We start from the raw sequence: 22,082 nt of genomic DNA, 5'->3' as shown, positions 1-22,082 counted from the left end.
CCTCAGCTCGCGCTCAGGGCGACCGCCCGCGCCACCGCGGCGGAAGGCGAGGCCACGCGTGCGGGCCACGGGCACGCACCCCGGGTGGCCAGCCCCAGGGGTGCGGGGCCGGGCGCCCGTGCGCCCGGCCCCACGCGCACGCCGGGCGTTCAGGAGATGCGGTGCAGCCAGCCGTGGGGGTCGGGGGCGTGGCCGGTCTGGAGGGCGAGGAGGGCTTCGCGCAGGCGCATGGTGACGGGGCCGGGTTCGCCGTCGCCCACGGTCCACTCGGCGGCGGCGGACTTCACGGAGCCGACCGGGGTGATGACGGCGGCCGTGCCGCAGGCGAAGACCTCGGTGATGGAGCCGTCGGCGTTGCCCTCGCGCCAGTCGTCGGTGGAGACGCGGCCCTCCTCGGTGCGGTAGCCGAGGTCCTCCGCGATGGACAGCAGCGAGTCGCGGGTGATGCCGGGCAGCAGCGTGCCGGTGAGCTTGGGCGTGACGATGGTCGCGTCCGCGCCGCTGCCGTGCACGAAGTAGAGGTTCATGCCGCCCATCTCCTCCACCCAGCGGCGCTCGGCGGCGTCCAGCCAGACGACCTGGTCGCAGCCCTGCTCGGCGGCCTGGGCCTGGGCGACGAGGGAGCCGGCGTAGTTGCCGCCGGTCTTGGCCTCGCCCATGCCGCCGGGGGCGGCCCGGACGTACTCGGTGGACAGCCACACGGAGACGGGCTTGACGCCCCGCGGGAAGTACGGGCCCGCCGGGGAGGCGATGACGACGAACAGGTACTCGTTGGCCGGCCGGACGCCGAGGCCGACCTCGGCGGCGAACATGAACGGGCGCAGGTACAGCGACTCCTCGCCGGCCCCCGGGACCCAGGCGGCGTCCTGCCGGATGAGCAGCTCGCACGCCTCGACGAACGCCTCGACGGGCAGCTCGGGCATGGCCAGGCGGCGGGCGGAGCGCTGGAAGCGCTCGGCGTTGGCCTCGGGACGGAACATGGCGATCGAGCCGTCGGCCTGGCGGTACGCCTTGAGGCCCTCGAAGATGGTCTGCGCGTAGTGCAGCGTCATGTTCGCCGGGTCCATCGGGAACGTGGCGTACGGTTCGAGCTGGGCGTCGTGCCAGCCCCGGCCCTCGGTCCACCGGATGGTGACCATGTGGTCGGTGAAGTGGCGGCCGAACCCGGGGTTCGCCAGCACCGCCTCGCGCTCCGCGTCCGGCAGCGGCTGGGCGGAGGGCTTGAGGCCGAATTCGATTCGGGGCGTCGTCATGAGCGCGTCCTTCACTGATCGGTGTGGCGGACCGCGCTGTCGCATGGACGTCCTGGCATCGTCTCGCGTGGCGGCCCCACGTCCGATTATCGCGCGTGGGGGCGCGCGTCAAGGACAGGGGTGAGCGCGGCCCGGGGAAAGAGGGACGCGCCCGGTCACCGCTGCGCACAGCGACCGGGCGCGGAGCCCGGCGCTGTGGCGTCGGGCTCAGCCGGCTACTCGGGCGGCGAGGGCGTCGCCGATCTCGTCGGTGGAGCGGGCGGCGGCGCCGTCGCGGGCGGAGAGGTCCGCGGTGACGGCCTCCTCGATCCGCCGCGCCTCGGCCTCCAGGCCCAGGTGGCGCAGCAGCAGCGCGACCGACAGGATGGTGGCCGTCGGGTCGGCCTTGCCGGTGCCCGCGATGTCCGGCGCCGAGCCGTGCACGGGCTCGAACATCGAGGGGAAGGCGCCGGTCGGGTTGACGTTGCCCGACGCGGCCAGGCCGATCCCGCCGGTGACGGCGGCGGCCAGGTCGGTGATGATGTCGCCGAAGAGGTTGTCGGTGACGATGACGTCGAAGCGCCCGGGGTCGTTCACCAGGAAGATCGTGGCGGCGTCGACGTGCAGGTAGTCCGTGGAGACCTCGGGGTACTTCCGGCCGACGCGCTCGAAGATCCGCGTCCACAGGTGCCCGGCGTGCACGAGCACGTTGTTCTTGTGCACCAGCGTCAGCTTCCGGCGCGGCCGGGCCTTGGCCCGCTCGTAGGCGTCCCGCACGACGCGCTCGACGCCGTAGGCGGTGTTGACGCTGACCTCGGTGGCCACCTCCGCGGGCGTCCCCGTGCGCAGGGTGCCGCCGTTCCCCGTGTAGGGGCCCTCGGTGCCCTCGCGGACGACGACGAAGTCGATGTCCGGCCGGCCGGCCAGCGGCGTGGCGGTGTTCGGCAGGAGCCGCGAGGGACGCAGGTTGACGAAGTGGTCGAAGGCGAACCGCAGTTTCAGCAACAGCCCGCGCTCCAGCACCCCGGACGGGACGCCCGGGTCCCCGACCGCGCCGAGCAGGATCGCGTCGTGCGCGGCGAGCTGCTCCAGCTCCGCGTCGGGCAGCGTCTCCCCGGTGGCGTGCCAGCGGCGCGCGCCCAGGTCGTAGTGCCTGGTCTCCAGCTTGACGTCCTGCGGCAGAACGGCGGTGAGGACCTTCAGGCCCTGCGCCACGACCTCGGGGCCGATGCCGTCGCCGGGGATCACTGCGAGATTGATGTTGCGCGCCATGCCGCGGACCCTACTCCCCGTTCCACCGCTCGACACACCTCCGTCCACGATGCGGGACGCCGGCCGGGCCGTGCCCGGGACGCGGGCGCACGCCCCGGCACACCGCACGCGCGAGGCGACCGGCGTGAGGCGGCCGGCCCCCGCGCGTGCCGATCGCCCGACGCGGCACGGACCGAAGGCCGGACGCGGGTCAGCGCCCTCGAACGCCGGAGGGGACGCGGGCCGGACGCCGCACCCGAGCCGGGACACCGAGCACGCGCCGGGACACCGAGCCCGGGCCCGCCGGGGCGCTCGGGCGCGCCCCGGCGGGTGGTGGTGCGGGCGGACGCGGCTGTCGGCTCAGTGCCCGGTGGCGCCGCCGTTGTCGCGGCGGTCGAGGGCGCGCTGGAGGGCGGCGGCGGCGTTCTTGCGGGAGGCGTCGGCCGTACGGACGGCGCGGCGGGTGCGGCGGCGGGTGGTGTCGTCCATGGTTCAAGGCTCCTTACGCAAGGCAGACCCCGAGGAAATGGGAGTGGAGCGCCGCAAGGGGCGGGGGCGTGCGGTGCCGCAGGGGTCACCTGCCGCGAGGCACCGCGCCTCATCCGCCGTTCGCTGATGGAGCGATACGTTCGGCTCCTTCCACGGTACGAGCGAACGGCCGCGATGTCCCCCCGAATAGTTGGTCTTCCTACTATCTGAGACGGAGACCACGCCGCGCGCCTACACGCGGCGCACCTCGCGCGACGGGTGCGACGGGTGCGGCAGGTGCTCCGGGTGGGACGGACGCGGGACGAGCGAGGCCAGCGCCTCCCGCAGCTCCGCGAGCCCGGTGACGCGCGGGACGCCGTCCGGCCCGGGCCCCCCGAGGCGGTCCAGCCAGATGCCGGTCAGCCCCGCCGCCTGGGCCCCCTGGGCGTCGGTGGCGAGTTGGTCCCCCACGTAGGCCACCTCGGCCGGTTCCAGCCGCAGCGCCTCGCAGGCGGCCCGGAACGCCTCCGGGGCGGGCTTGGCGCACCCGATGCCGTCCGCGCACAGCAGCACCTCGAAGCGGTCGCGGATGCCGAGCCGGCGCAGCTTGCGGTCCTGGTCGGCGGTGGCGGCGTTGGAGAGCACGCCGTGCCGGTAGTCCGCGCGCAGCGCGTCCAGGGCGGGGACCGCGTCGGGGAACAGGCACCAGGCCGCCTCGTAGCGCGCCACGTAGCGGTCGAACCACGCGTCGGCCTCGGCGTCGGTCAGCTCCGTGCCGAGGAAACCGCGGGCCCGTCCGCGCCGGTGCTCGTGGTAGTTGAGCTCCCCCGCCGCGAAGAGCGCGAACTGCTCCTCCATCACCTCCCGCCACCGGGCGAGCGCCGCCGCGGGCGAGGTGTAGCGGTTCAGCACCCCCTCTTCGGCGAGGTGGTGCAGCACACCGGCCTCGTCCGCCCCCGTGTAGTCGAACAGCGTGTCGTCCACGTCCCACAGCACCGCGCGAATGGCCATGGCGCCACCCTACGGAGCCCCGGGCGGCGGGCCCGGGGCCACCCGGGGCGGGCGGGCACGGTGACATGGGCGACATCGGGGGTGCGAAGCGGGCGGAAACATGGTCGGATGCCCGGTTGTGGACTGCGTTGACTACGGCATCACCGACCGGCGTGACCGGCCGGTCACCCTGCATCCGGTGACCGACGACAACTGGCGGGCGGTGGCCGACGTCGCGCCCCGCGACGACCAGCGGGCCTTCGTCGCCGCACTGGGCGCGCGCTACCTGCTGCTGTCGCTGCGCGAGGACGTGTGGCAGTCGCTGGCCGTGTGCGCCGGCGGCCGCGTCGTCGGGCACGTCATGTGGGCCTTCGACCCGGAGGGCGGCGCCCACTGGGTCGGCGGCATGATCGTCGACGCCGACCACCAGGGGCACGGCATCGGCCGCGCCGCCGTCCGCACGCTGGTGCGCTGGCTGGCGACGCACGAGGAGTGCCGCGAGATCCGGCTGTCGTACCACCCGGCGAACACCTCGGCGGCGCGCCTGTACGAGACCTGCGGCTTCCTGCCGACGGGCCAGCAGGAGGACGAGGAGCTGATCGCCGCCCTGCCCGTGGCCCGGTGACGGCGCCCCCGCACGCCGGGTGCGCGACGCCGCGCCGCCCCTCTCCCACCGTCCTCCACCCGAAGCACGCCCGGCGGCCCCGCCGCCTCCGGCCCCCCCCGCCTCCGGTCCCCCTCGCCTCCTGGCCGCTGACGGTGGCGGCGCGGCGTACCGCTCCCGTGGGGCCCGGCTTCCGGTGACGTTGCCGCCGCGGTACGGCGGTGTGCTTCCGGACGCCGTGCGGCGCCGAGCCGGTCCGAATGGCCACGGCTACCGTGCGGGGACGGGCACCCGGCAGCGCACCTGCTTGCCGATCGCGGAGTTGCGCACGTGCCAGCCGGGGGCGAGCACGTCCAGCAGCCCCAGGCCCCGCCCGCGCTCGGCGACCGCGCTGTCCAGTGGCGTCGTCCCCCGCACCGGCAGCACCCCGGGGTCGGGATCGTGCACGTTCACCGCGAGGCCGAAGGAGCTGACGTACACCTCCACGACGAGCGGCACTCGGTCGCCGCAGGCCCGGACCGCGTTCCCGGTCAGCTCGGAGACGACGAGCTGCACGGTGTCCACGGCCTCGGTGTCGAAGCCGTGCCCGTGCAACTCGGTCCGGGTCAGCCGCCGCAGGGCGCGCAACGCGTCGGCGGACGCGCAGAAGTGCGCGACGAACCCGTTGGGCCGCCGCCGCACGTAACACCCGGGGGCGGTCGGGTCGAAAGGGTCGGCCTCCAGTGCGGCCGAACAAGATCGTGAGCGCATGCAGCCTCCTCATGGTGCGGTGCGCCGCCCCAGCGATGTGCGGGCGGTCGAGCCCTCCCGGAACCAGAGTGGCAAGGCGTCATAGAAAACCGCAAGTTTGTCACCTGTATTCGCATTATCAGACTTTGATCCGCACGATGACCAAGACACATCTCGTGGCATGCTGGCCGCATGCCAAACATGCGCCCAGTTCCCACAGTCCGACGCCGACGACTGGGCGAGGCCCTCCGCCGGTACCGGACTGCGGCAGGGCTGAGCCTCGATGCGGCCGCACAGACCATGGGCTGGACGGGTTCGAAGCTCAGTCGAATCGAGACGGCCAACGCGCACGTTCGCCCGGCCGAGGCTTCCGCGTTGCTGAAGACGTACGGCATCGACGACCCGGAAGTGTTCGCAGCCGTGGAAGGTCTCGCCAAAGACGCACGCAAGCAGGGGTGGTGGCAGACCTACAGAGGCGTGGTCGCACCTTCCTACGCGGACTACATCTCGCTGGAATCCGACGCCGAGGGAATCCGGGCGTACGCGCCGCTGGTCGTACCCGGTCTCTTCCAGACCGCCGCGTACGCGCGGGAGACGATCGCCGCCAACGCGACGACACGAACGCCCCAGGAGGTCGCCGCTCTCGCGGAGGTCAGGATGGCTCGCCAAGCCGTTCTGACGAGGCCGAGCGGCCCTCTCAAAATCTGGGCGGTAATCCACGAAGCCGTACTGCACCAGCGGTTCGCGATCCGCCCGCAGACCATGCGGGACCAACTTCGCCGCCTGCTCGATCTCGCGGAGCTGCCCAACGTCACCCTCCAGGTCATGCCGCTGACGGCGACTCCGCATCCGGGCGGCGCCGGAGGCTTCACTCTGACCATGTTCCCCGGGCCCATGCCGGACGTCGTCACGTTGGAGAACCTGATCGGCGCGACCTACGTGGAAGGTGTGGAGGAGGTGCGCGTCTTCGCGGACGCGTTCGATCGCATTGTCGCAGCGGCTCTTTCGATGGACGATACGTTGGCTCTGATCAGTCAACTGGAAGAAAGAAGCCGAGAGTGAGCGATCGAAAGACCAAGCTGTACGAACTTGATCTGCGAGAGCTCGTCTGGCGCAAGTCGAGTGCGAGTGCCGGCGAGCACGAGTGCGTCGAGGTGGCCGAGCTGCCCGGGGGCGGGCGGGCGGTGCGGGACTCCAAGAACCCGGAGCGGGAGCCGCTGCGGTTCACCGCCTCGGAGTGGGCCGCGTTCCGGCAGGGAGTCGTCGCCGGCGAACTGTGACCGGCGACGACCGGGCCGGACGGACGGGCGGCCGCGGCACCGGGCCGCCCGTCCGCTACCGCCCCGGCGCCCCCGGACGACGCACCCGAAGCCCTTGGACGCCGAGCGAACGACGCGCGCGTACGCCGCGCGGAGGCGCCGGTGAAGACCCTTCCCCCGGCCGCTGCCCGCGCCCGGGAGCGCGCCCGGCCCCGGGGTCCGGTCCGCACGGCGGAACCGGGCCCCGGGGCCGGGCCTTCGCGGGTGGGGCGGACGTCAGCCCATGTGCGGGTAGCGGTAGTCGGTCGCGGCCACCGCGGTCTCCTTGATGGCGCGGGGCGACATCCAGCGCAGCAGGTTGAACTTCGAGCCGGCCTTGTCGTTCGTGCCGGAGGCGCGGGCGCCGCCGAAGGGCTGCTGGCCGACGATGGAGCCGGTCGGGCGGTCGTTGAGGTAGAAGTTGCCCGCCGCGAAGCGCAGCTTGTCCGACGCCTTGGCCAGCACGGCGCGGTCCTTGGCGATGACGGCGCCGGTCAGGGCGTAGCCGGAGGCGGACTCCATCTGGTCGAGCATGGCCTCCCAGTCGGCGTCCTCGTAGACGTGGACGGCGATGATCGGGGCGAAGTACTCGGTCTTGAAGAGCTCGTCCTCCGGGTCGGTGCACGTGATGACCGTCGGCCGCACGAAGTAGCCGACCGAGTCGTCGTAGCCGCCGCCCGCGACGATCTCGCAGTTCGGGTCCGCCTTGGCCCGGTCGATGGCGGCCTTGGCCTTGGCGAAGGCGCGCTCGTCGATGACGGCGCCGATGAAGTTGGTGAGGTCGCTGACGTCGCCCATGGCGATGCCCTCGGTCTCGGCGGCCAGGTCCTCGCGGAAGCCGCTGTCCCACAGGGAGCGCGGGATGTAGGCGCGCGAGGCGGCCGAGCACTTCTGGCCCTGGTACTCGAAGGCGCCGCGGGTGACGGCGGTCTTCAGGACGGCGGGGTCGGCGGTCGGGTGGGCGACGATGAAGTCCTTGCCGCCGGTCTCGCCGACGATGCGCGGGTAGGCGCGGTACTTCTCGATGTTGTTGCCCACCTCGCGCCACAGGTACTGGAAGGTGCGGGTGGAGCCGGTGAAGTGGATGCCGGCCAGGTCGGGGTGGGGCAGGGCGACCTCGGAGACGTCCTTGCCGTCACCGGTGACCAGGTTGATGACGCCCGGCGGCATGCCCGCCTCCTCCAGCAGCTCCATGAGCAGCACGGCGGCGTGGGTCTGCGTCGGCGAGGGCTTCCAGACGACGACGTTGCCCATGAGCGCCGGGGCGGTGGGCAGGTTGCCGGCGATGGCGGTGAAGTTGAACGGCGTGATCGCGTAGACGAAGCCCTCCAGCGGGCGGTGGTCCATCCGGTTCCACACGCCGTTGGGCTGCACCAGCGGCTGCTCGGTCAGCAGCTCGCGGGCGAAGTGCACGTTGAAGCGCCAGAAGTCGACCAGCTCGCAGGGCGCGTCGATCTCGGCCTGCTGGGCGGTCTTGGACTGCCCGAGCATCGTGGAGGCGGCGATCGTCTCGCGCCACGGGCCCGCCAGCAGCTCGGCGGCCTTGAGGATGATCGCCGCGCGGTCGTCGAAGGACAGCGCGCGCCAGGCGGGGGCCGCGGCGAGGGCGGCGTCGATGGCGTCCTGCGCGTCCTGCCGGGTGGCGTTGGCGTAGGTGCCCAGACGCTTGGCGTGCGCGTGCGGCTGGACGACGTCGAAGCGCTCGCCGCCGCCCATGCGCTTCTCCCCGTTGATGGTCATGGGGAGGTCGATGGGGTTCTCGGCCAGCTCCTTCAGCTTGCGCTCCAGGCGGGCCCGCTCGGGGCTCCCGGGGGCGTAGCCGTGCACCGGCTCGTTGTAGGGGGCGGGGACCTGGGTCACGGCGTCCATGGCTGGCATGTCTCCTTCGAATGGGTGGTTCGGTCGGCGGGGCGCTCAGCCGCGGGTGGCGAGTGAGCGCAGGAAGAAGGCGAGGTTGGCCGGGCGCTCGGCGAGGCGGCGCATGAAGTACCCGTACCAGTCGGTGCCGTAGGGCACGTAGACGCGCATGCGGTGGCCGGCGCCCACCAGGCGCTCCTGCTCGGCGGTGCGGATGCCGTAGAGCATCTGGAACTCGTACTCGTCCGGCTTGCGGCCGAGGCGGGCGGCGAGCTCCTGGGTGATCGCGACCAGCCGGGGGTCGTGCGAGCCGATCATCGGGTAGCCGCGGCCCGCCAGCAGCACCTTCAAACAGCGTACATAGGCCCGGTCGACCTCGCGCTTGTCCTGGTAGGCGACCGACGCGGGCTCCTTGTACGCGCCTTTCACCAGGCGCACCCGGGAGCCTTCCCCGGCGAGCGCGTGGCAGTCCTCCTCGGTGCGGAACAGGTAGGACTGCACGACGGCACCGGTCTGCGGGAAGCGCCGGCGCAGCTCGGCGAGGACGGCGAGGGTGGAGTCGACCGTGGTGTGGTCCTCCATGTCGAGCGTCACGGTGGTGCCCGCGGCGGCGGCCGCCTCCACCACGGGGGTGACGTTGGCCAGCGCGAGGTCGTGCCCGCCGGGCAGGGCCTGTCCGAACGCGGAGAGCTTCACCGACATCTCCACGCGCTCGCCCAGTCCCTCCTCGGCCAGCACGTCGGCCAGGGCCAGGTAGGCGTCGCGGCTGCGCAGCGCCTCGGCCCGGTCGGTGACGTCCTCGCCGAGATGGTCGAGGGTGGCGTCCAGGCCGCGGGCGGTGAGGTCGCGCACGGCCCCGCGGACCTCGGGCAGCCCCTCGCCGGGGACGAAGCGGTCGACCACGGGCCGGGTCAGCGGGGCGGCCGACACGACGCGGCGGATGCCGTCACTGCGGGCGGCGGCGAGAAGCACGGGACCCAGCACGGGCACCTCCAACAAGAATCTTTCCAACGGCAGGGTGAGCCACCGAAGAACTTAAGGATGACTCCGCCGTGCGGCCATCGACACCTGTCACGCTTCCGTGGCCCGGATCTCAGACATCTGTACGAGATGTGTACGAGAATGAGCGACGGCGGCACACCCCACCGGAGAGGACGGACGGCAGCGGATGCGGGAGGACTACCAGCAGCTCATCGACGAGGTGTCCGCGCTCCTGGGCACCCCGGCGACGCTGGAGGACCGGGATTTCTCACTCATCGCCTTCGGCGCCCACGCCAGCGGCGCGGACGACGAGGAGCTGGTGCTCGACCCGGTGCGGACCCGGTCGATCATGCAGCGCAAGTCCTCGGCGGCGGTGCGCGCGTGGTTCGAGCGCTTCGGCATCACCCGGGCCACGGGGCCGGTGCGCATCCCGCCCGACCCGGCGGCGGGCGTCGTCAAGGGCCGCATCTGCCTGCCGGTGCGGCACGCGGGCGTCGTGCACGGCTACGTGTGGCTGCTGGACGAGGGCGGCCTGTCGCCCGAGGACCCGCGGATGGCCGAGGCGCTGGCCACGGCCGCGCGGATCGGCGCGCTGCTGGCCGCCGAGGCCCGGGCCGGTGCGCGGCTGGGCGAGCTGCTGCGGGCGGCGCTGGCCGGTCCGGCCCCGGGCCGGCAGGCGGCCACCGACGAGCTGCGCGACGCGCTCGGGTCCACGGCGGCCGGGCCGCTCGCGGTGGTGGCGGTGACGCCGTGGGGCGCGGGCGAGGCCGGCCCGCCGCGGCTCCCCCGGGTGCCGGTGACCGCCGCCGTGCCGGAGGGCGAGGCGGGCGTCCCCGTCAGCGGCCTCCCCCCGGGCGGCGCGCCGGGCGGACCGGGCGGCGGCGGACCGGGCACGGGCGGCGCGCTGGCCGCGCTGGTGCGGCTGCGGACGGCCGACGGGCTGGAGCCCGCGCGCGGCGCGGCCGAACGCCTGCTGGGCTCGCCGCGCGCCGGGGGCACCGCGGGGGTGAGCGCCGCGCTGCCGGGGCTCGCCGAACCCGCGTCCGCCTGGCGGCAGGCGCTCGCCGCGGCCCGCGCGGCGCGGGCGGCACCGCGCCTGGGTCCGGTCGCCGAGTGGGCCGGGCTGGGCCCGTACCGGCTGCTCACCACGCTGCCGCCGGGCGGGGCGCCCGACCCGGCGGTGCGCCGCCTGCTGGAGCCGGCGCACCGGGAGATGGCGCACACCGCGGAGGTGTACCTGGACTGCGCGGGGCAGGCCGGGCGGGCGGCGGCGGCCCTGGGCGTCCACCGGCAGACGCTGTACTACCGCCTGTCGCGCGTCGAGCAGCTCACCGGTCTGGACCTGGCGGACGGCGAGTCCCGGCTCCTGCTCCACATGGCCCTGAAGGCCGTCCGGCTCTGACCGTGCCCCGGCCCCGCCCCGCACGCGGTGCGGGACGGGGCGCCAGGGCGGGGTGGCTCAGGTGTGGGTGAGGTTGACCGCCCGGGCGGAGGTGGCGCCGATCTCGTCGGCGATCTCGCCCATGACCTCCAGCGGGATCGTGTCGTCGACGGTGAGGGCGACGAGGGCCTCGCCGCCCTCCTCCGCGCGGGAGACCTGCATGCCGGCGATGTTGATGCCGGCCGCGCCGAGGATGCGGCCCACGGTGCCGACGACGCCGGGGCGGTCGGCGTAGCGCAGGAAGGCCATGTGCTCGGCCAGGGACAGCTCGATGTCGTGCGTGCCGATGCCCACGATCTTCTGCACGTGCTTGGGGCCGGTCAGCGTGCCGGAGACGGCGATCTCCTCGCCGCTGCCGAGGGTGCCGCGGACGGTGACGAGGTTGCGGTGGTCCGGGGAGTCGCTGGAGGTGGTCAGCCGCACCTCGACGCCGCGCTCCTGGGCGAACAGCGGGGCGTTGACGTAGGAGACGGTCTCGTCGACCACGTCCTCGAAGACGCCCTTGAGCGCGGAGAGTTCCAGCACCTTCACGTCGTGCTGGGTGATCTCGCCGTAGACCTCGACGTCGAGCCGGACGGCGACCTCGCCCGCCAGCGCGGTGAAGATGCGGCCCAGGCGCTCGGCCAGCGGCAGGCCCGGGCGCACGTCCTCGGCGATGACGCCGCCCTGGACGTTGACCGCGTCGGGCACCAGCTCACCGGCGAGCGCGAGCCGCACCGAGCGGGCCACGGAGACGCCGGCCTTCTCCTGCGCCTCTCCCGTGGAGGCGCCCAGGTGCGGGGTGCACACGACCTGGTCGAAGGCGAACAGCGGGGAGTCGGTGCACGGCTCGGCGGCGTAGACGTCCAGCCCCGCGCCCGCGACGCGGCCCTCCTTGAGCGCCGCGTACAGCGCGTCCTCGTCCACGATGCCGCCGCGCGCGGCGTTGACGACGCGCACGCCCGGCTTGACCTTGTGCAGCGCCTCGTCGCCGATCAGCCCGAGCGTCTCGGGCGTCTTCGGCAGGTGGACGGTGATGAAGTCGGACGTCTCCAGCAGCTCGTCCAGCGACAGCAGCTTGACGCCCATCTGGGCGGCGCGCGCGGGCTGCACGTAGGGGTCGTAGGCGACGACCTTCATGCCGAACGCGGCCATGCGCTGCGCGACGAGCACGCCGATGCGGCCCAGGCCCACGACGCCGAGGGTCTTCTCGGACAGCTCGACGCCGGTGTACCTGCTGCGCTGCCACTCGCCCTGCTTGAGCGCCGCGTTGGCCTGCGGGATGTTCCGCGCGGTGGCGATGATCAGACCACAGGCGAGCTCGGCGGCGGTGACGATGTTGGACGTCGGCGCGTTGACCACCATGACGCCAGCCTTGGTGGCGGCGGAGACGTCCACGTTGTCCAGGCCCACCCCGGCGCGCGCGACGACCTTCAGCTTGCGGGCCGCGGCGACGGCCTCGGCGTCGACCTTGGTGGCGCTGCGGACGAGGATGGCGTCCACGTCGGCGATGGCCGCGAGCAGTTCCGCGCGGTCGGCGCCGTTGCAGTGGCGGATGTCGAAGTCGGGGCCGAGTGCGTCGATGGTGGCCGGGGAGAGCTCCTCGGCGATGAGTACTACGGGCTTGCTCACTTAGGTCTCAGTCCTCACTAGTCCCTGAGCCGACGGCCGCGTCCCGACGGCCGAAGGCGGTGGAGGTAGGCAGCCGCGTGGAAGCGCACGACGCTGTGAGCCTGTGACGCGTGTCTGCCGCGCAGTCTATCCGGGACGCGGGCTCCCGGTCCGGCGAATGGCCGGAGCTGCCACACGGCCGTGGTGCGCCGCCGGAGGTCCCGGTCGGGCCGGGGGCGCCACGCCCCCGGCCCGGGTCCGCGCGGGGGCGGGCCGTACCGCGTGCGGCACGGCCCGCGGCGGCTCACGCCTCGTCGTCGACCCAGCTCATGAGCTTGCGCAGCTCCTTGCCCGTGGTCTCCAGCTTGTGGTCGGTGTCGGCCTTCTTGTACTCGTGGTACTTCGGCAGGCCCGCCTGGTACTCGGCCATCCAGTTCCGGGCGAAGGAGCCGTCCTGGATCTCGGCGAGGACCTTCTTCATCTCCGCCTTGGTCTGGTCGGTGATGATGCGCGGACCGGTGACGTAGTCGCCCCACTCGGCGGTCTCGGAGACCGACCAGCGCATCTTGCCCAGGCCGCCCTCGTACATCAGGTCGACGATGAGCTTCAGCTCGTGCAGGCACTCGAAGTAGGCGATCTCCGGCTGGTACCCGGCCTCGACCAGCGTCTCGAACCCGGCCTTGACCAGTGCCGAGGCGCCGCCGCACAGCACCGCCTGCTCGCCGAAGAGGTCGGTCTCCGTCTCCTCGGTGAACGTGGTCTTGATGACGCCGGCGCGGGTGCCGCCGATGCCCTTGGCGTAGGAGAGCGCCAGGTCGAACGCCTTGCCGGTGGCGTCCTGCTCGACGGCGGCGATGCACGGAACGCCGCGGCCCTCCTCGAACTGGCGGCGCACCAGGTGGCCGGGGCCCTTCGGGGCCACCATGCACACGTCCACGCCGGCCGGGGGCTGGATGAAGCCGAAGCGGATGTTGAAGCCGTGGCCGAAGAACAGCGCGTCGCCGTCCTTGAGGTTGCCCTTGACGGACTCCTCGTAGACCTGCGCCTGGATCGGGTCCGGCACCAGGACCATGATGACGTCGGCCTCGGCCGCGGCCTCGGCGGGGGTGACCACGCGCAGCCCCTGCTCCTCGGCCTTCGCCCGGGACTTCGAGCTCTCGTGCAGGCCGACGCGCACGTCGACGCCCGAGTCGCGCAGGGACAGCGCGTGGGCGTGGCCCTGGCTGCCGTAGCCGAGCACGGCCACCTTGCGGCCCTGGATGATGGACAGGTCGGCGTCGTCGTCGTAGAACAGCTCGGCCACTTCGGACATCTCCTCGTCGTGTTGCTGTGCGGGGGCGGTGCGGGACCTGCCGGTCGCCTCGCCACCGCGGTGGGGCCCACCGTATGCCGGTCGGGCGGGTTGAGGTGCCGGGTCTCGCCATGCGGGCGGCGCCCCGGCGGGGCTCATCGTCGCCTACGCGCTGCGCTCCAGCGCGCGCAGGGAGCGGTCGGTGATGGAGCGCGAGCCCCGGCCGACCGCGATGGTGCCGGACTGCACGAGCTCCTTGATGCCGTACTGCTCCAGCATCCGCAGCATGGCCTCCAGCTTCTCGCTGCTGCCGGTGGCCTCGATGGTGACGGCCTCCGGGGAGACGTCGACCGTCTTGGCCCGGAAGAGCTGGACGATCTCCACGACCTGCGAGCGCGTCTCGTGGTCGGCGCGCACCTTCACCAGAACGAGTTCGCGCTGCACCGCCGCCGAGGGCTCCAGCTCCACGATCTTCAGCACGTTGACGAGCTTGTTGAGCTGCTTGGTGACCTGCTCCAGCGGCAGGTCCTCGACGTTGACCACGATGGTGATGCGGGAGATCTCCGGGTGCTCGGTGGTGCCGACGGCCAGGGAGTCGATGTTGAAGCCGCGCCGCGAGAACAGCGCGGTGATCCGGGCCAGGACGCCGGGCTTGTTCTCCACCAGGACGGAGAGGGTGTGCTTGGACATGTGGGTGTCTTCCTCTGTGCTCGCGCCGGTGGGCTCAGTCGTCGCCGTCGCCGAAGTCGGGGCGCACCCCGCGCGCCGCCATGACCTCGTCGTTGGAGGTGCCGGCCGCCACCATGGGCCAGACCATCGCGTCCTCGTGGACGATGAAGTCGACGACGACGGGCCGGTCGTTGATGGCGTTGGCCTTCTCGATCACCGTGTCGAGGTCCTCGGGGCGCTCGCAGCGCAGGCCCACGCAGCCCATCGCCTCGGCCAGCTTGACGAAGTCCGGGCAGCGGGTGCCGAGGTTCTGCGGGGTCTGCCCGGGCTCGCCGGGACCGGCGTGCAGCACGGTGTTGGAGTAGCGCTGGTTGTAGAACAGGGTCTGCCACTGGCGGACCATGCCCAGGGCGCCGTTGTTGATGATGGCGACCTTGATCGGGATGTTGTTCAGCGCGGCCGTCACCAGCTCCTGGTTGGTCATCTGGAAGCAGCCGTCGCCGTCGACGGCCCACACCGTGCGGTCCGGCAGGCCGGCCTTGGCGCCCAGGGCGGCCGGGACCGCGTAGCCCATGGTGCCCAGGCCGCCGGAGTTCAGCCAGGTGGCGGGCCGGTCGTAGTCGATGAAGTGGGCCGCCCACATCTGGTGCTGGCCGACGCCGGCCGCGTAGACGGTGCCCTCGGGGGCGAGCCGGCCGAGGCGCTCGATGACCTGCTGCGGGGAGAGCGAGCCGTCTTCGGGCAGGTCGTAGCCCAGCGGATAGGTGTCGCGCCAGCGCCTGAGCAGCTCCCACCAGGCCGCGTGGTCGCCCCGGCGGCCGGCGTCGTGCTCGGCCTGGACGGCGACGACCAGGTCCGCGATGACCTCGCGGGCGTCCCCGACGATGGGCACGTCCGCCATGCGGTTCTTGCCGATCTCGGCGGGGTCGACGTCCGCGTGGACGATCTTGGCGTGCGGCGCGAAGGAGTCCAGCTTCCCGGTGACGCGGTCGTCGAAGCGGGCGCCCAGCGCGACGATCAGGTCGGCCTTCTGCAACGCGGTGACGGCGGCGACGGTGCCGTGCATCCCGGGCATGCCCAGGTGCTGCGGGTGGGTGTCGGGGAACGCGCCGAGCGCCATCAGGGTGGTGGTGACGGGGGCGCCGGTCAGCTCGGCCAGCACCTTCAGCTCGCCGGTGGCCCCGGCCTTGAGCACCCCGCCGCCGACGTAGAGCACCGGGCGCCTGGCCTCGACGACGAGCTTGGCGGCCTCGCGGATCTGCTTGGCGTGCGGCTTGGTGACGGGCCGGTAGCCGGGCAGGTCGGGGACGGGCGGCCAGGCGAACGTCGTCCGCGCCTGGAGCGCGTCCTTGGCGATGTCGACCAGGACGGGGCCCGGACGCCCTGTGCTCGCGATGTGGAACGCCTCGGCGATGGTGCGCGGGATGTCGGCCGGGTCGGTGACCAGGAAGTTGTGCTTGGTGATCGGCATGGTGATGCCGCAGATGTCCGCTTCCTGGAACGCGTCGGTACCGATCGCCTTGGAGGCCACCTGCCCCGTGATGGCCACCAGCGGGACGGAGTCCATGTGGGCGTCGGCGATGGGCGTGACCAGGTTCGTCGCACCCGGGCCGGACGTCGCCATGCAGACGCCGACCCTGCCGGTGGCCTGGGCGTAGCCGGTGGCCGCGTGACCGGCGCCCTGCTCGTGCCGGACGAGGATGTGGCGCACCCGGCCGGAGTCCATCATCGGGTCGTAGGCGGGCAGGATGGCCCCGCCCGGAATGCCGAACACGGTGTCGGCACCGACCTCCTCCAGCGCGCGGATGAGGGACTGCGCGCCCGTGACGTGCTCGACGGGGGCGGGCTGCTGTGCTCCGCCGTGGCGGGGCCTCGGCTGTGGTCGCGGGGCCCCGGTGGCCTGCTCGGTCATCGGCTTTACCTTCTCGGCGAGGTGAGGGTGGTGCCGCCCGGTGGTGCGTGACGCGGGAGGGGTCTGGGCGGTTCGGGCGGGTCTGTACAAGGTGTACGGGTCGCTTCGGGGGCGCTGGTGCAACAAAAAACCCCCCGTGCCGTGGTGGCAAGCGAGGGGAGCGCGTCGCTGGTGGGTCGCGGGGTGCTGGGCCCCGGGTCAGCCGACGCGCTGTCCAAGTACGAGAATTCGGGTGCGCATGGCACTGACCTTCCTCCGGCGACGCGCACAGTGTCAAGTGGGTGGGACGGACGTCTCACTATGTGACCCCACCGGGGGATGCGTGACCGGGTCCGGGCCGGCCGTGCCGCTCCGGCGCACCGGCAGCGCCGCCGCCACCACGACGGGCCGCCCGGCTGACCGGGCGGCGGGCACCGTGGCGGCGCGCTCGGGCACGGGGTAGCCGCCGCGGGCCAGCACGCGGCGCAGCCGGTGCTCGTCCAGCGGCCCGGCGAACAGCGGCCCCTGACCGTGCGTGCACCCCAGCCGGCGCAACACGGTGACCTGCTCCGGCGCGCTCACCCCGGTGGCCAGCGAGTCCAGGCCCAGCTCACCGGCGATGCGCAGCAGCCCGGCGGTGACGGTGTGCAGGCGCGGCGACCCCACGAGGCCCTCGACGAGCCCCGCGTCCAGCCGCAGCACGTCCACCGGGAGCCCGTCCAGCGCGCACAGGGCGCCGGGCCCGCCGCCGAAGGCGTCCAGCGTGACGAGCGCGCCGAGGTCGCGCAGGGCGGCCAGACGGGCCGTCAGCTCCTCGCGGCGGTCCAGCCCACGGCGGTGCCCGGGGCCCCACGCCGGGCGGCGGCCCAGCGGGCCCAGCTCCAGCACGAGACCGCCGGCCGGGAGCCCGTACCGCTCCAGCAGGGCCTCGACGCTGCCCTCCGCCCCGGGGTGGAGGGCCAGCAGGCGGGCGCCCACCCGGACGGCGACCGGGGTCGTGAGCCCCGCGCGGTGTCGCTCGGCCGCCTGGGCGACGGCCTCGCGCAGCAGGTGGCGGCCGGTCGACGCGCCGCGCCCGGCGTCCGCCAGCCCCTGGGGCGAGCGCACCCGGGGCAGGGCCTCGACGGCGGTGATGTCCCCGGTGGCCAGTTCCACCACCGGCTGGTGCAGCAGCACCAGCTCGCCGTCGGCGCGGCGGCCACCGCGCCGGCGGGCGGGGCGGGGCGGCGCGACCGGGCGCGCCTCGTGCCGCGGTACGGGGTGCGCGGGCGGCTGGGCCTGGGCGAGCAGCTCCGGGCCGTACAGCTCGACGCGGCCCTTGCCCGTCCGCTTGGCCCGGTACATGGCCAGGTCGGCGTTGCGCATGAGCTGGGCCGGGGTGACGCCGGGCTCGGCGAAGGCGACGCCGATGGAGGCGGCCACCCGCACCCGGTCCTCGGGGCCGCCGGCGAGGGCGTAGGGCTCGGAGAGCCGGGCGCGCAGGCGGTCGGCGATCTCCAGCACCCGCACCTCGCGCTCGGCCCCGCCGCCGGGGCCGTCGCCGACGATGAGGGCGGCGAACTCGTCGCCGCCGAGCCGGGCCGCGGTGTCCCCGGCGCGGACCGACTCCAGCAGCCGCCGCCCGGCCTGGACGAGCAGTTCGTCGCCGGCCTGGTGGCCGAGGCGGTCGTTGACGGCCTTGAACCCGTCGAGGTCGATGAAGAGCACGGCGGCGTCGCGGCCCGGCCCGTCGCCCTCCCGGCGGCCGGTGAGCGCCTGGTGCACGCGGTCGGTGAACAGCGCGCGGTTGGGCAGGTCGGTGAGCGCGTCGTGCGAGGCGCTGTGCTGCAACTGCGCCTGGAGGCGGACGCGTTCGGTGACGTCGCGGCTGTTGAAGATCAGCCCGCCCTGGTACCGGTTCACGGTGGACTCGACGTTGAGCCACTCCCCCGCGGCGTGCCGGAAGCGGCACTCGATGCGGGTGGCGGGCTCCTGTTCGGGCGGGGCGGCCAGGAAGCGCCGCACCTCGTGGTGGAGCCGCCCGACGTCCTCGGGGTGGACCAGGCGGTCCAGCTCCGAGCCCACCAGCGCCTCGGCCTCCCGCCCGAACACCCGGGCGGCGGCGGGGCTGACGTAGCGCAGCAGCCCGGTCGGCGAGGTGATCATGATGACGTCGCTCGACCCCTGCACCAGTGAGCGGAAGTGGCTCTCCTTGTGCGCCAGCTCGCGGGCGAGGCGGATGTTGTCCATCAGCATGATGCCCTGCCGCACGACGAGCGCCAGCACGACCGCGCAGGCCGTCAGCAGCACCACCAGGTCGATCGGGCCGCCGTCGCGCAGGTCGTAGAGCACGCCGAGCAGGCACACGGCGCCGGCGAGGTAGGGGGTGAGCGCCGCCAGCGAACCGGAGACGGGGCGGCCCGCGGCCCGGGCCGGCGGCGTGCGCGGTACCTGGCCGTGCGGCGGACGGCCGCCCGCCCAGGGCGCGTAGGCCAGCAGCAGCGAGCCGGCGAACCAGCCCGCGTCCAGCAACTGGCCGGAGCGGTAGTGCTCCTGGAGCAGCGGCGAGGTGAACAGCGCGTCGCACAGCACGGTCAGCGCGAGGGCGCCGACGGCGGTGTTGACGGCCGAGCGCTGGGCCGTCGTGCGCCGCAGGTGGAGCACGAGCACCATGCTCACCAGCGCGATGTCCAGTAACGGGTAGGCCAGTTGCAGCGCGGCGTGGGCGACGGTGAGCTGGCCCCAGGCGCCGGTGTGCGCGAGCGCCAGGCTCCAGGACAGGGTGAGCAGGGAGCCGCCGATGAGCCAGGCGTCCAGCCCCAGGCACACCCAGCCGGCCCGGCTGACCGGCCGTTTGGCGAGCACCAGCAGCCCCACGATCGCGGGCGGCGCGAAGAGCAGGAAGCAGTAGTCCGCCAGTGACGTGGCCGGGACGGGACGGCCGAGCACCACCTCGTACCAGCCCCACACGGCGTTGCCCAGCCCGGCCATCGCCGAGGAGAGCGCGAACAGGTACCACGCGGGACGGGACTCGCCCCGGTGGGTGCGGGCGTACCAGTAGCAGGAGACGGCGGCCAGCAGGGCGGCGGCGCTGAGCCCGAAGTCCCCCATGAAGAGGGCGACCTCGCGGGAGCCCCAGCCGAAGGCCCCGCCGGTGGCGTACGCCAGGCAGACGGCCGCGAGCGCGAGCTGGGGCAGCGCGGCGGCCCGGGCCGGGGTGCGCTGGGGCACCGCGTCGGCCGCCAGGGGATCGATCCGCTCAGTGGTCATCGCACCACCCCCCGGCGCCACCGGCCGTCCATGATCAGGCAGTTCGTCCATTGGCCATGCATTCGCCCGTCGCCCCCCTGGGTGTCCCGGTATCTCCCCCGTCCGGACGATACACCAGGTCCGTCACTCAGCGGTATAGGTACCCTACGGAACGTAGCGACGTAAGGGTTTGTCGACACGCTGTGCAGTCGAACGCCTCCGATCCGTGTCTCCAGTGATGCCAGGGGCGGCGGGGACACCACCCATGACCGCACCTTTCGCGCCACGCCGACGCGTTCCCGCCGAACCCGGTGATACTCCCCCCTCCGGCCCGGCACCGAAACCGGAAGCCACCCGCGCGCCGGGCACGGGTGCGAAGCGCGGAGAGGGGGCGCGGAGACGGGGTGCGGGGGCCGAGCGCGGTGACGGGGCACGGTGGCGGCGCGCGGTGACGGCGCGCGGGGGCGCGGCACGGGCTGAGGCGGAGGCGGGCGCGGAGGCGGCCTCAGCCGGCGGTGTGGACGACGTGCGCCGGCCGGTCACCGGAGGCCAGCCGCGTGAGCTGGGCGCGCAGCAGCCGGGCGGCGCGCGGGAGGAACGCCGTCGTCGGGCCGCCCACGTGCGGGGTGATCAGCGCGCCGGGGGCCCGCCACAGCGGGTGCTCCGCGGGCAGCGGCTCCGGCTCGGTGACGTCGAGCGCGGCCCGCAGCCGCCCGGACTCCAGCTCCGCGAGCAGCGCGCCGGTGTCCACCACGCCACCGCGGGCGACGTTCACCAGCAGGGCCCCATCGGGCATGCGGGCCAGGAAGGCGGCGTCGACCAGGTGCCGGGTCTGCTCGGTGAGCGGCACGGCGAGCAGGACGACCTCGGCGTCGGGCAGCAGCCGCGGCAGCTCGGTGAAGGCGTGCACCGGGCCGCGCGGGGTCTGCCGCGTGGTGCGGGCGACCCGCGTCACGCTCGCCACCTCGAACGGCCACAGCCGCTCCTCGATGGCCCGCCCGATGCCGCCGTACCCGACGATCAGCACCCGGCGGTCCGCGAGCGCGGGCCGGAACGCGGTGTGCCACCGGCCGGCGTCCTGGTGGCGCACGAAGTCCGGGAGTCCGCGCAGCGCGGCCAGGGCCAGGGTCAGCGCCAGCTCCGCCGTGCTGGCGTCGTGCACGCCGACGGCGTTGCACAGCACCGCCCCCGCCGGCAGGTCGGGCAGGCCCGGCACCATGTGCTCGGTGCCGGCGGTCAGCGTCTGCACCAGGCGGACGTGGCGCATGTGCGGCAGCGGACGCAGCACGGCGGAAGCGGGCTTCATGTAGGGCACCACGTAGGCCGCGCACCGCGCCGGGTCGGCCGGGTAGTCGCCCTCGGTGTCCCAGTGCCGGTAGGTGAACGCCTCCGGGAGCGCTCCCGGTTCGGCCGGCGCGGCCAGTTCGGCGGGCGGGAACGGGAGCCAGACGTCAACAGGATCCATGGCGGTCCAGGCTAGCGTCGGTGACCGGTTAGTTTGGGGGCCGGTCACGGGGAGGAGAACGAAGTCCGGTGGAGCGCAGGACGATCGGCGCGACGGCGCTGCGCGCTCAGGCCGTCGGCCTGGGCTGCATGCCGATGAGCTGGGCCTACACGACGTCGCAGCAGGTGGGCGAGGAGTCGCTGCGGGCGCTGCACACCGCGCTGGACCACGGGACGACGCTCCTGGACACCGCCGACATGTACGGGCCCTTCACCAACGAGCTGCTCCTGGGCCGGGTGCTGAAGGAGCGGCGGGCGGACGTGGTGCTCTCCACCAAGGTCGGCCTCCTCACGGGCGAGCAGCACATCGTCGCCAACGGCCGCCCCGGCTACGTCCGCCGGGCCTGCGACGCCTCCCTGCGCCGCCTGCAGACCGACGTCATCGACCTCTACCAGCTCCACCGCGCCGACCCCGAGGTGCCCGTCGAGGAGACCTGGGGCGCGATGGCGGAGCTGGTGACGGCCGGGAAGGTGCGGGCACTGGGCGTGTGCGCCATGGACCCGTGGGCCCGGCGCCCGCCCGGCCGGCAGACCCGCCCGCACGCGGCGGTGCTGGAGCAGTTGCGCCGCGTGCAGCAGGTGTTCCCGGTCAGCGCCGTGCAGGCGGAGCTGTCGGTGTGGGCCCCGGAGGCGCTGGAGGACCTGGCGCCGTGGTGCGCGGCGCGCGGGATCGGCCTGCTGGCGGCGATGCCGCTCGGGCAGGGCTTCCTGACCGGGACGCTCACCACCGGCGGCGGCTTCGAGCCCGACGACGTCCGGGCCCGCCACCCGCGGTTCACCGCCGAGATGATGGCCGCCAACCAGCCGGTGGTGGCCGGGCTGCGGCGGGTCGCCGCCCGGCACGGGGACGCGACCCCCGCCCAGGTGGCGCTGGCCTGGCTGCTGGCGCAGGGGCCGCAGGTGATACCGGTCCCGGGGACGAAGAAGGCCCGGTGGGCGCGGGAGAACGCCCGGGCGGCCGCGCTGCGCCTGACGGACGCCGACCTCGCGGAGATCGCCGGGCTGCCCCGGGCCCGGGGCTCCTGGGACTGAGCCGCGCCCACCGGGGCACCGCGCGGA

At 73.9% G+C, this 22,082-nt stretch carries 18 protein-coding genes; 5 read left to right on the top strand and 13 right to left on the bottom strand.

Annotated elements, in window-relative coordinates; translation table 11 throughout:
• Nucleotides 1–149: 149 nt before the first annotated feature.
• The 4 genes from OSB71_RS00925 to OSB71_RS00910 form a co-directional block, all read right to left on the bottom strand.
• Nucleotides 150–1,253, bottom strand: coding sequence for a branched-chain amino acid aminotransferase (locus OSB71_RS00925; RefSeq protein WP_265943045.1), 1,104 nt, complete (start codon nt 1,251–1,253; stop codon nt 150–152).
• A gap of 207 nt (nt 1,254–1,460) precedes the next feature.
• The gene (locus OSB71_RS00920; protein WP_265943043.1) at nt 1,461–2,504 is read right to left on the bottom strand and encodes a 3-isopropylmalate dehydrogenase; all 1,044 of its coding nucleotides are present in this window, start codon (nt 2,502–2,504) and stop codon (nt 1,461–1,463) included.
• Nucleotides 2,505–2,843: 339 nt separating this feature from the next.
• A complete protein-coding gene (locus tag OSB71_RS00915; protein ID WP_265943041.1) occupies nt 2,844–2,972 on the bottom strand; it encodes a hypothetical protein in 129 nt (42 codons plus the stop codon).
• A gap of 231 nt (nt 2,973–3,203) precedes the next feature.
• Complete coding sequence (locus OSB71_RS00910; protein ID WP_265943039.1) at nt 3,204–3,962, bottom strand: HAD family hydrolase; 759 nt, start codon at nt 3,960–3,962, stop codon at nt 3,204–3,206.
• Between the two features lie 118 nt (nt 3,963–4,080).
• Between OSB71_RS00910 and OSB71_RS00905 the strand changes: the two genes are divergently transcribed.
• Entirely contained in the window at nt 4,081–4,566 is a 486-nt protein-coding gene (locus OSB71_RS00905; protein WP_265943037.1) for a GNAT family N-acetyltransferase, read from the top strand.
• 249 nt (nt 4,567–4,815) lie between these two features.
• Here the strand turns inward: OSB71_RS00905 and OSB71_RS00900 are convergent, their stop codons facing one another.
• A complete protein-coding gene (locus OSB71_RS00900; RefSeq protein WP_265943035.1) occupies nt 4,816–5,295 on the bottom strand; it encodes an ATP-binding protein in 480 nt (159 codons plus the stop codon).
• Nucleotides 5,296–5,466: 171 nt separating this feature from the next.
• Between OSB71_RS00900 and OSB71_RS00895 the strand changes: the two genes are divergently transcribed.
• Both OSB71_RS00895 and OSB71_RS00890 read left to right on the top strand, forming a co-directional pair.
• Nucleotides 5,467–6,336: a helix-turn-helix domain-containing protein gene (locus tag OSB71_RS00895; protein WP_265943033.1), complete on the top strand. Its 870-nt coding sequence runs from the start codon at nt 5,467–5,469 to the stop codon at nt 6,334–6,336.
• A complete protein-coding gene (locus OSB71_RS00890) occupies nt 6,333–6,554 on the top strand; it encodes a DUF397 domain-containing protein (protein ID WP_265943031.1) in 222 nt (73 codons plus the stop codon). The genes OSB71_RS00895 and OSB71_RS00890 overlap by 4 nt, the downstream gene beginning before the upstream one ends.
• A gap of 255 nt (nt 6,555–6,809) precedes the next feature.
• Here the strand turns inward: OSB71_RS00890 and pruA are convergent, their stop codons facing one another.
• Nucleotides 6,810–8,441 (bottom strand): L-glutamate gamma-semialdehyde dehydrogenase, encoded by a 1,632-nt coding sequence (pruA, locus tag OSB71_RS00885; RefSeq protein WP_265943029.1) that lies wholly within the window; start codon nt 8,439–8,441, stop codon nt 6,810–6,812.
• A 45-nt stretch (nt 8,442–8,486) separates the two neighbouring features.
• Nucleotides 8,487–9,413: a proline dehydrogenase family protein gene (locus OSB71_RS00880; RefSeq protein ID WP_265943027.1), complete on the bottom strand. Its 927-nt coding sequence runs from the start codon at nt 9,411–9,413 to the stop codon at nt 8,487–8,489.
• Between the two features lie 184 nt (nt 9,414–9,597).
• Here OSB71_RS00880 and OSB71_RS00875 point away from each other — a divergent pair, with 184 nt between their 5' ends.
• On the top strand, nt 9,598–10,812 hold the full coding sequence (locus OSB71_RS00875) for a PucR family transcriptional regulator (RefSeq protein ID WP_265943025.1): 1,215 nt from the start codon (nt 9,598–9,600) through the stop codon (nt 10,810–10,812).
• A gap of 57 nt (nt 10,813–10,869) precedes the next feature.
• On the opposite strand, the gene serA is transcribed toward OSB71_RS00875, so the two are convergent.
• The 6 genes from serA to OSB71_RS00845 form a co-directional block, all read right to left on the bottom strand.
• Nucleotides 10,870–12,462, bottom strand: a complete 1,593-nt coding sequence (gene serA, locus OSB71_RS00870; RefSeq protein ID WP_265943023.1) for a phosphoglycerate dehydrogenase — start codon at nt 12,460–12,462, stop codon at nt 10,870–10,872.
• A gap of 283 nt (nt 12,463–12,745) precedes the next feature.
• On the bottom strand, nt 12,746–13,744 hold the full coding sequence (gene ilvC / locus OSB71_RS00865) for a ketol-acid reductoisomerase (RefSeq protein ID WP_265943346.1): 999 nt from the start codon (nt 13,742–13,744) through the stop codon (nt 12,746–12,748).
• A gap of 153 nt (nt 13,745–13,897) precedes the next feature.
• Complete coding sequence (ilvN, locus tag OSB71_RS00860) at nt 13,898–14,422, bottom strand: acetolactate synthase small subunit (protein WP_265943021.1); 525 nt, start codon at nt 14,420–14,422, stop codon at nt 13,898–13,900.
• A 34-nt stretch (nt 14,423–14,456) separates the two neighbouring features.
• On the bottom strand, nt 14,457–16,313 hold the full coding sequence (locus OSB71_RS00855) for an acetolactate synthase large subunit (RefSeq protein WP_265943019.1): 1,857 nt from the start codon (nt 16,311–16,313) through the stop codon (nt 14,457–14,459).
• Between the two features lie 273 nt (nt 16,314–16,586).
• Nucleotides 16,587–19,541 (bottom strand): putative bifunctional diguanylate cyclase/phosphodiesterase, encoded by a 2,955-nt coding sequence (locus OSB71_RS00850; RefSeq protein WP_265943017.1) that lies wholly within the window; start codon nt 19,539–19,541, stop codon nt 16,587–16,589.
• A 484-nt stretch (nt 19,542–20,025) separates the two neighbouring features.
• Entirely contained in the window at nt 20,026–20,985 is a 960-nt protein-coding gene (locus OSB71_RS00845) for a 2-hydroxyacid dehydrogenase (protein WP_265943015.1), read from the bottom strand.
• A gap of 68 nt (nt 20,986–21,053) precedes the next feature.
• Here OSB71_RS00845 and OSB71_RS00840 point away from each other — a divergent pair, with 68 nt between their 5' ends.
• Entirely contained in the window at nt 21,054–22,055 is a 1,002-nt protein-coding gene (locus OSB71_RS00840; protein WP_265943013.1) for an aldo/keto reductase, read from the top strand.
• Nucleotides 22,056–22,082: the final 27 nt, after the last annotated feature.

Origin of the sequence: Streptomyces marinisediminis, assembly GCF_026262575.1 — a bacterium.
In the GTDB taxonomy this organism is placed as follows: Bacteria; Actinomycetota; Actinomycetes; order Streptomycetales; family Streptomycetaceae; genus Streptomyces; species Streptomyces marinisediminis.
The sequence above is the reverse complement of the archived record's forward strand: the minus strand, read 5'-3'. Positions and strand labels throughout refer to the sequence as shown.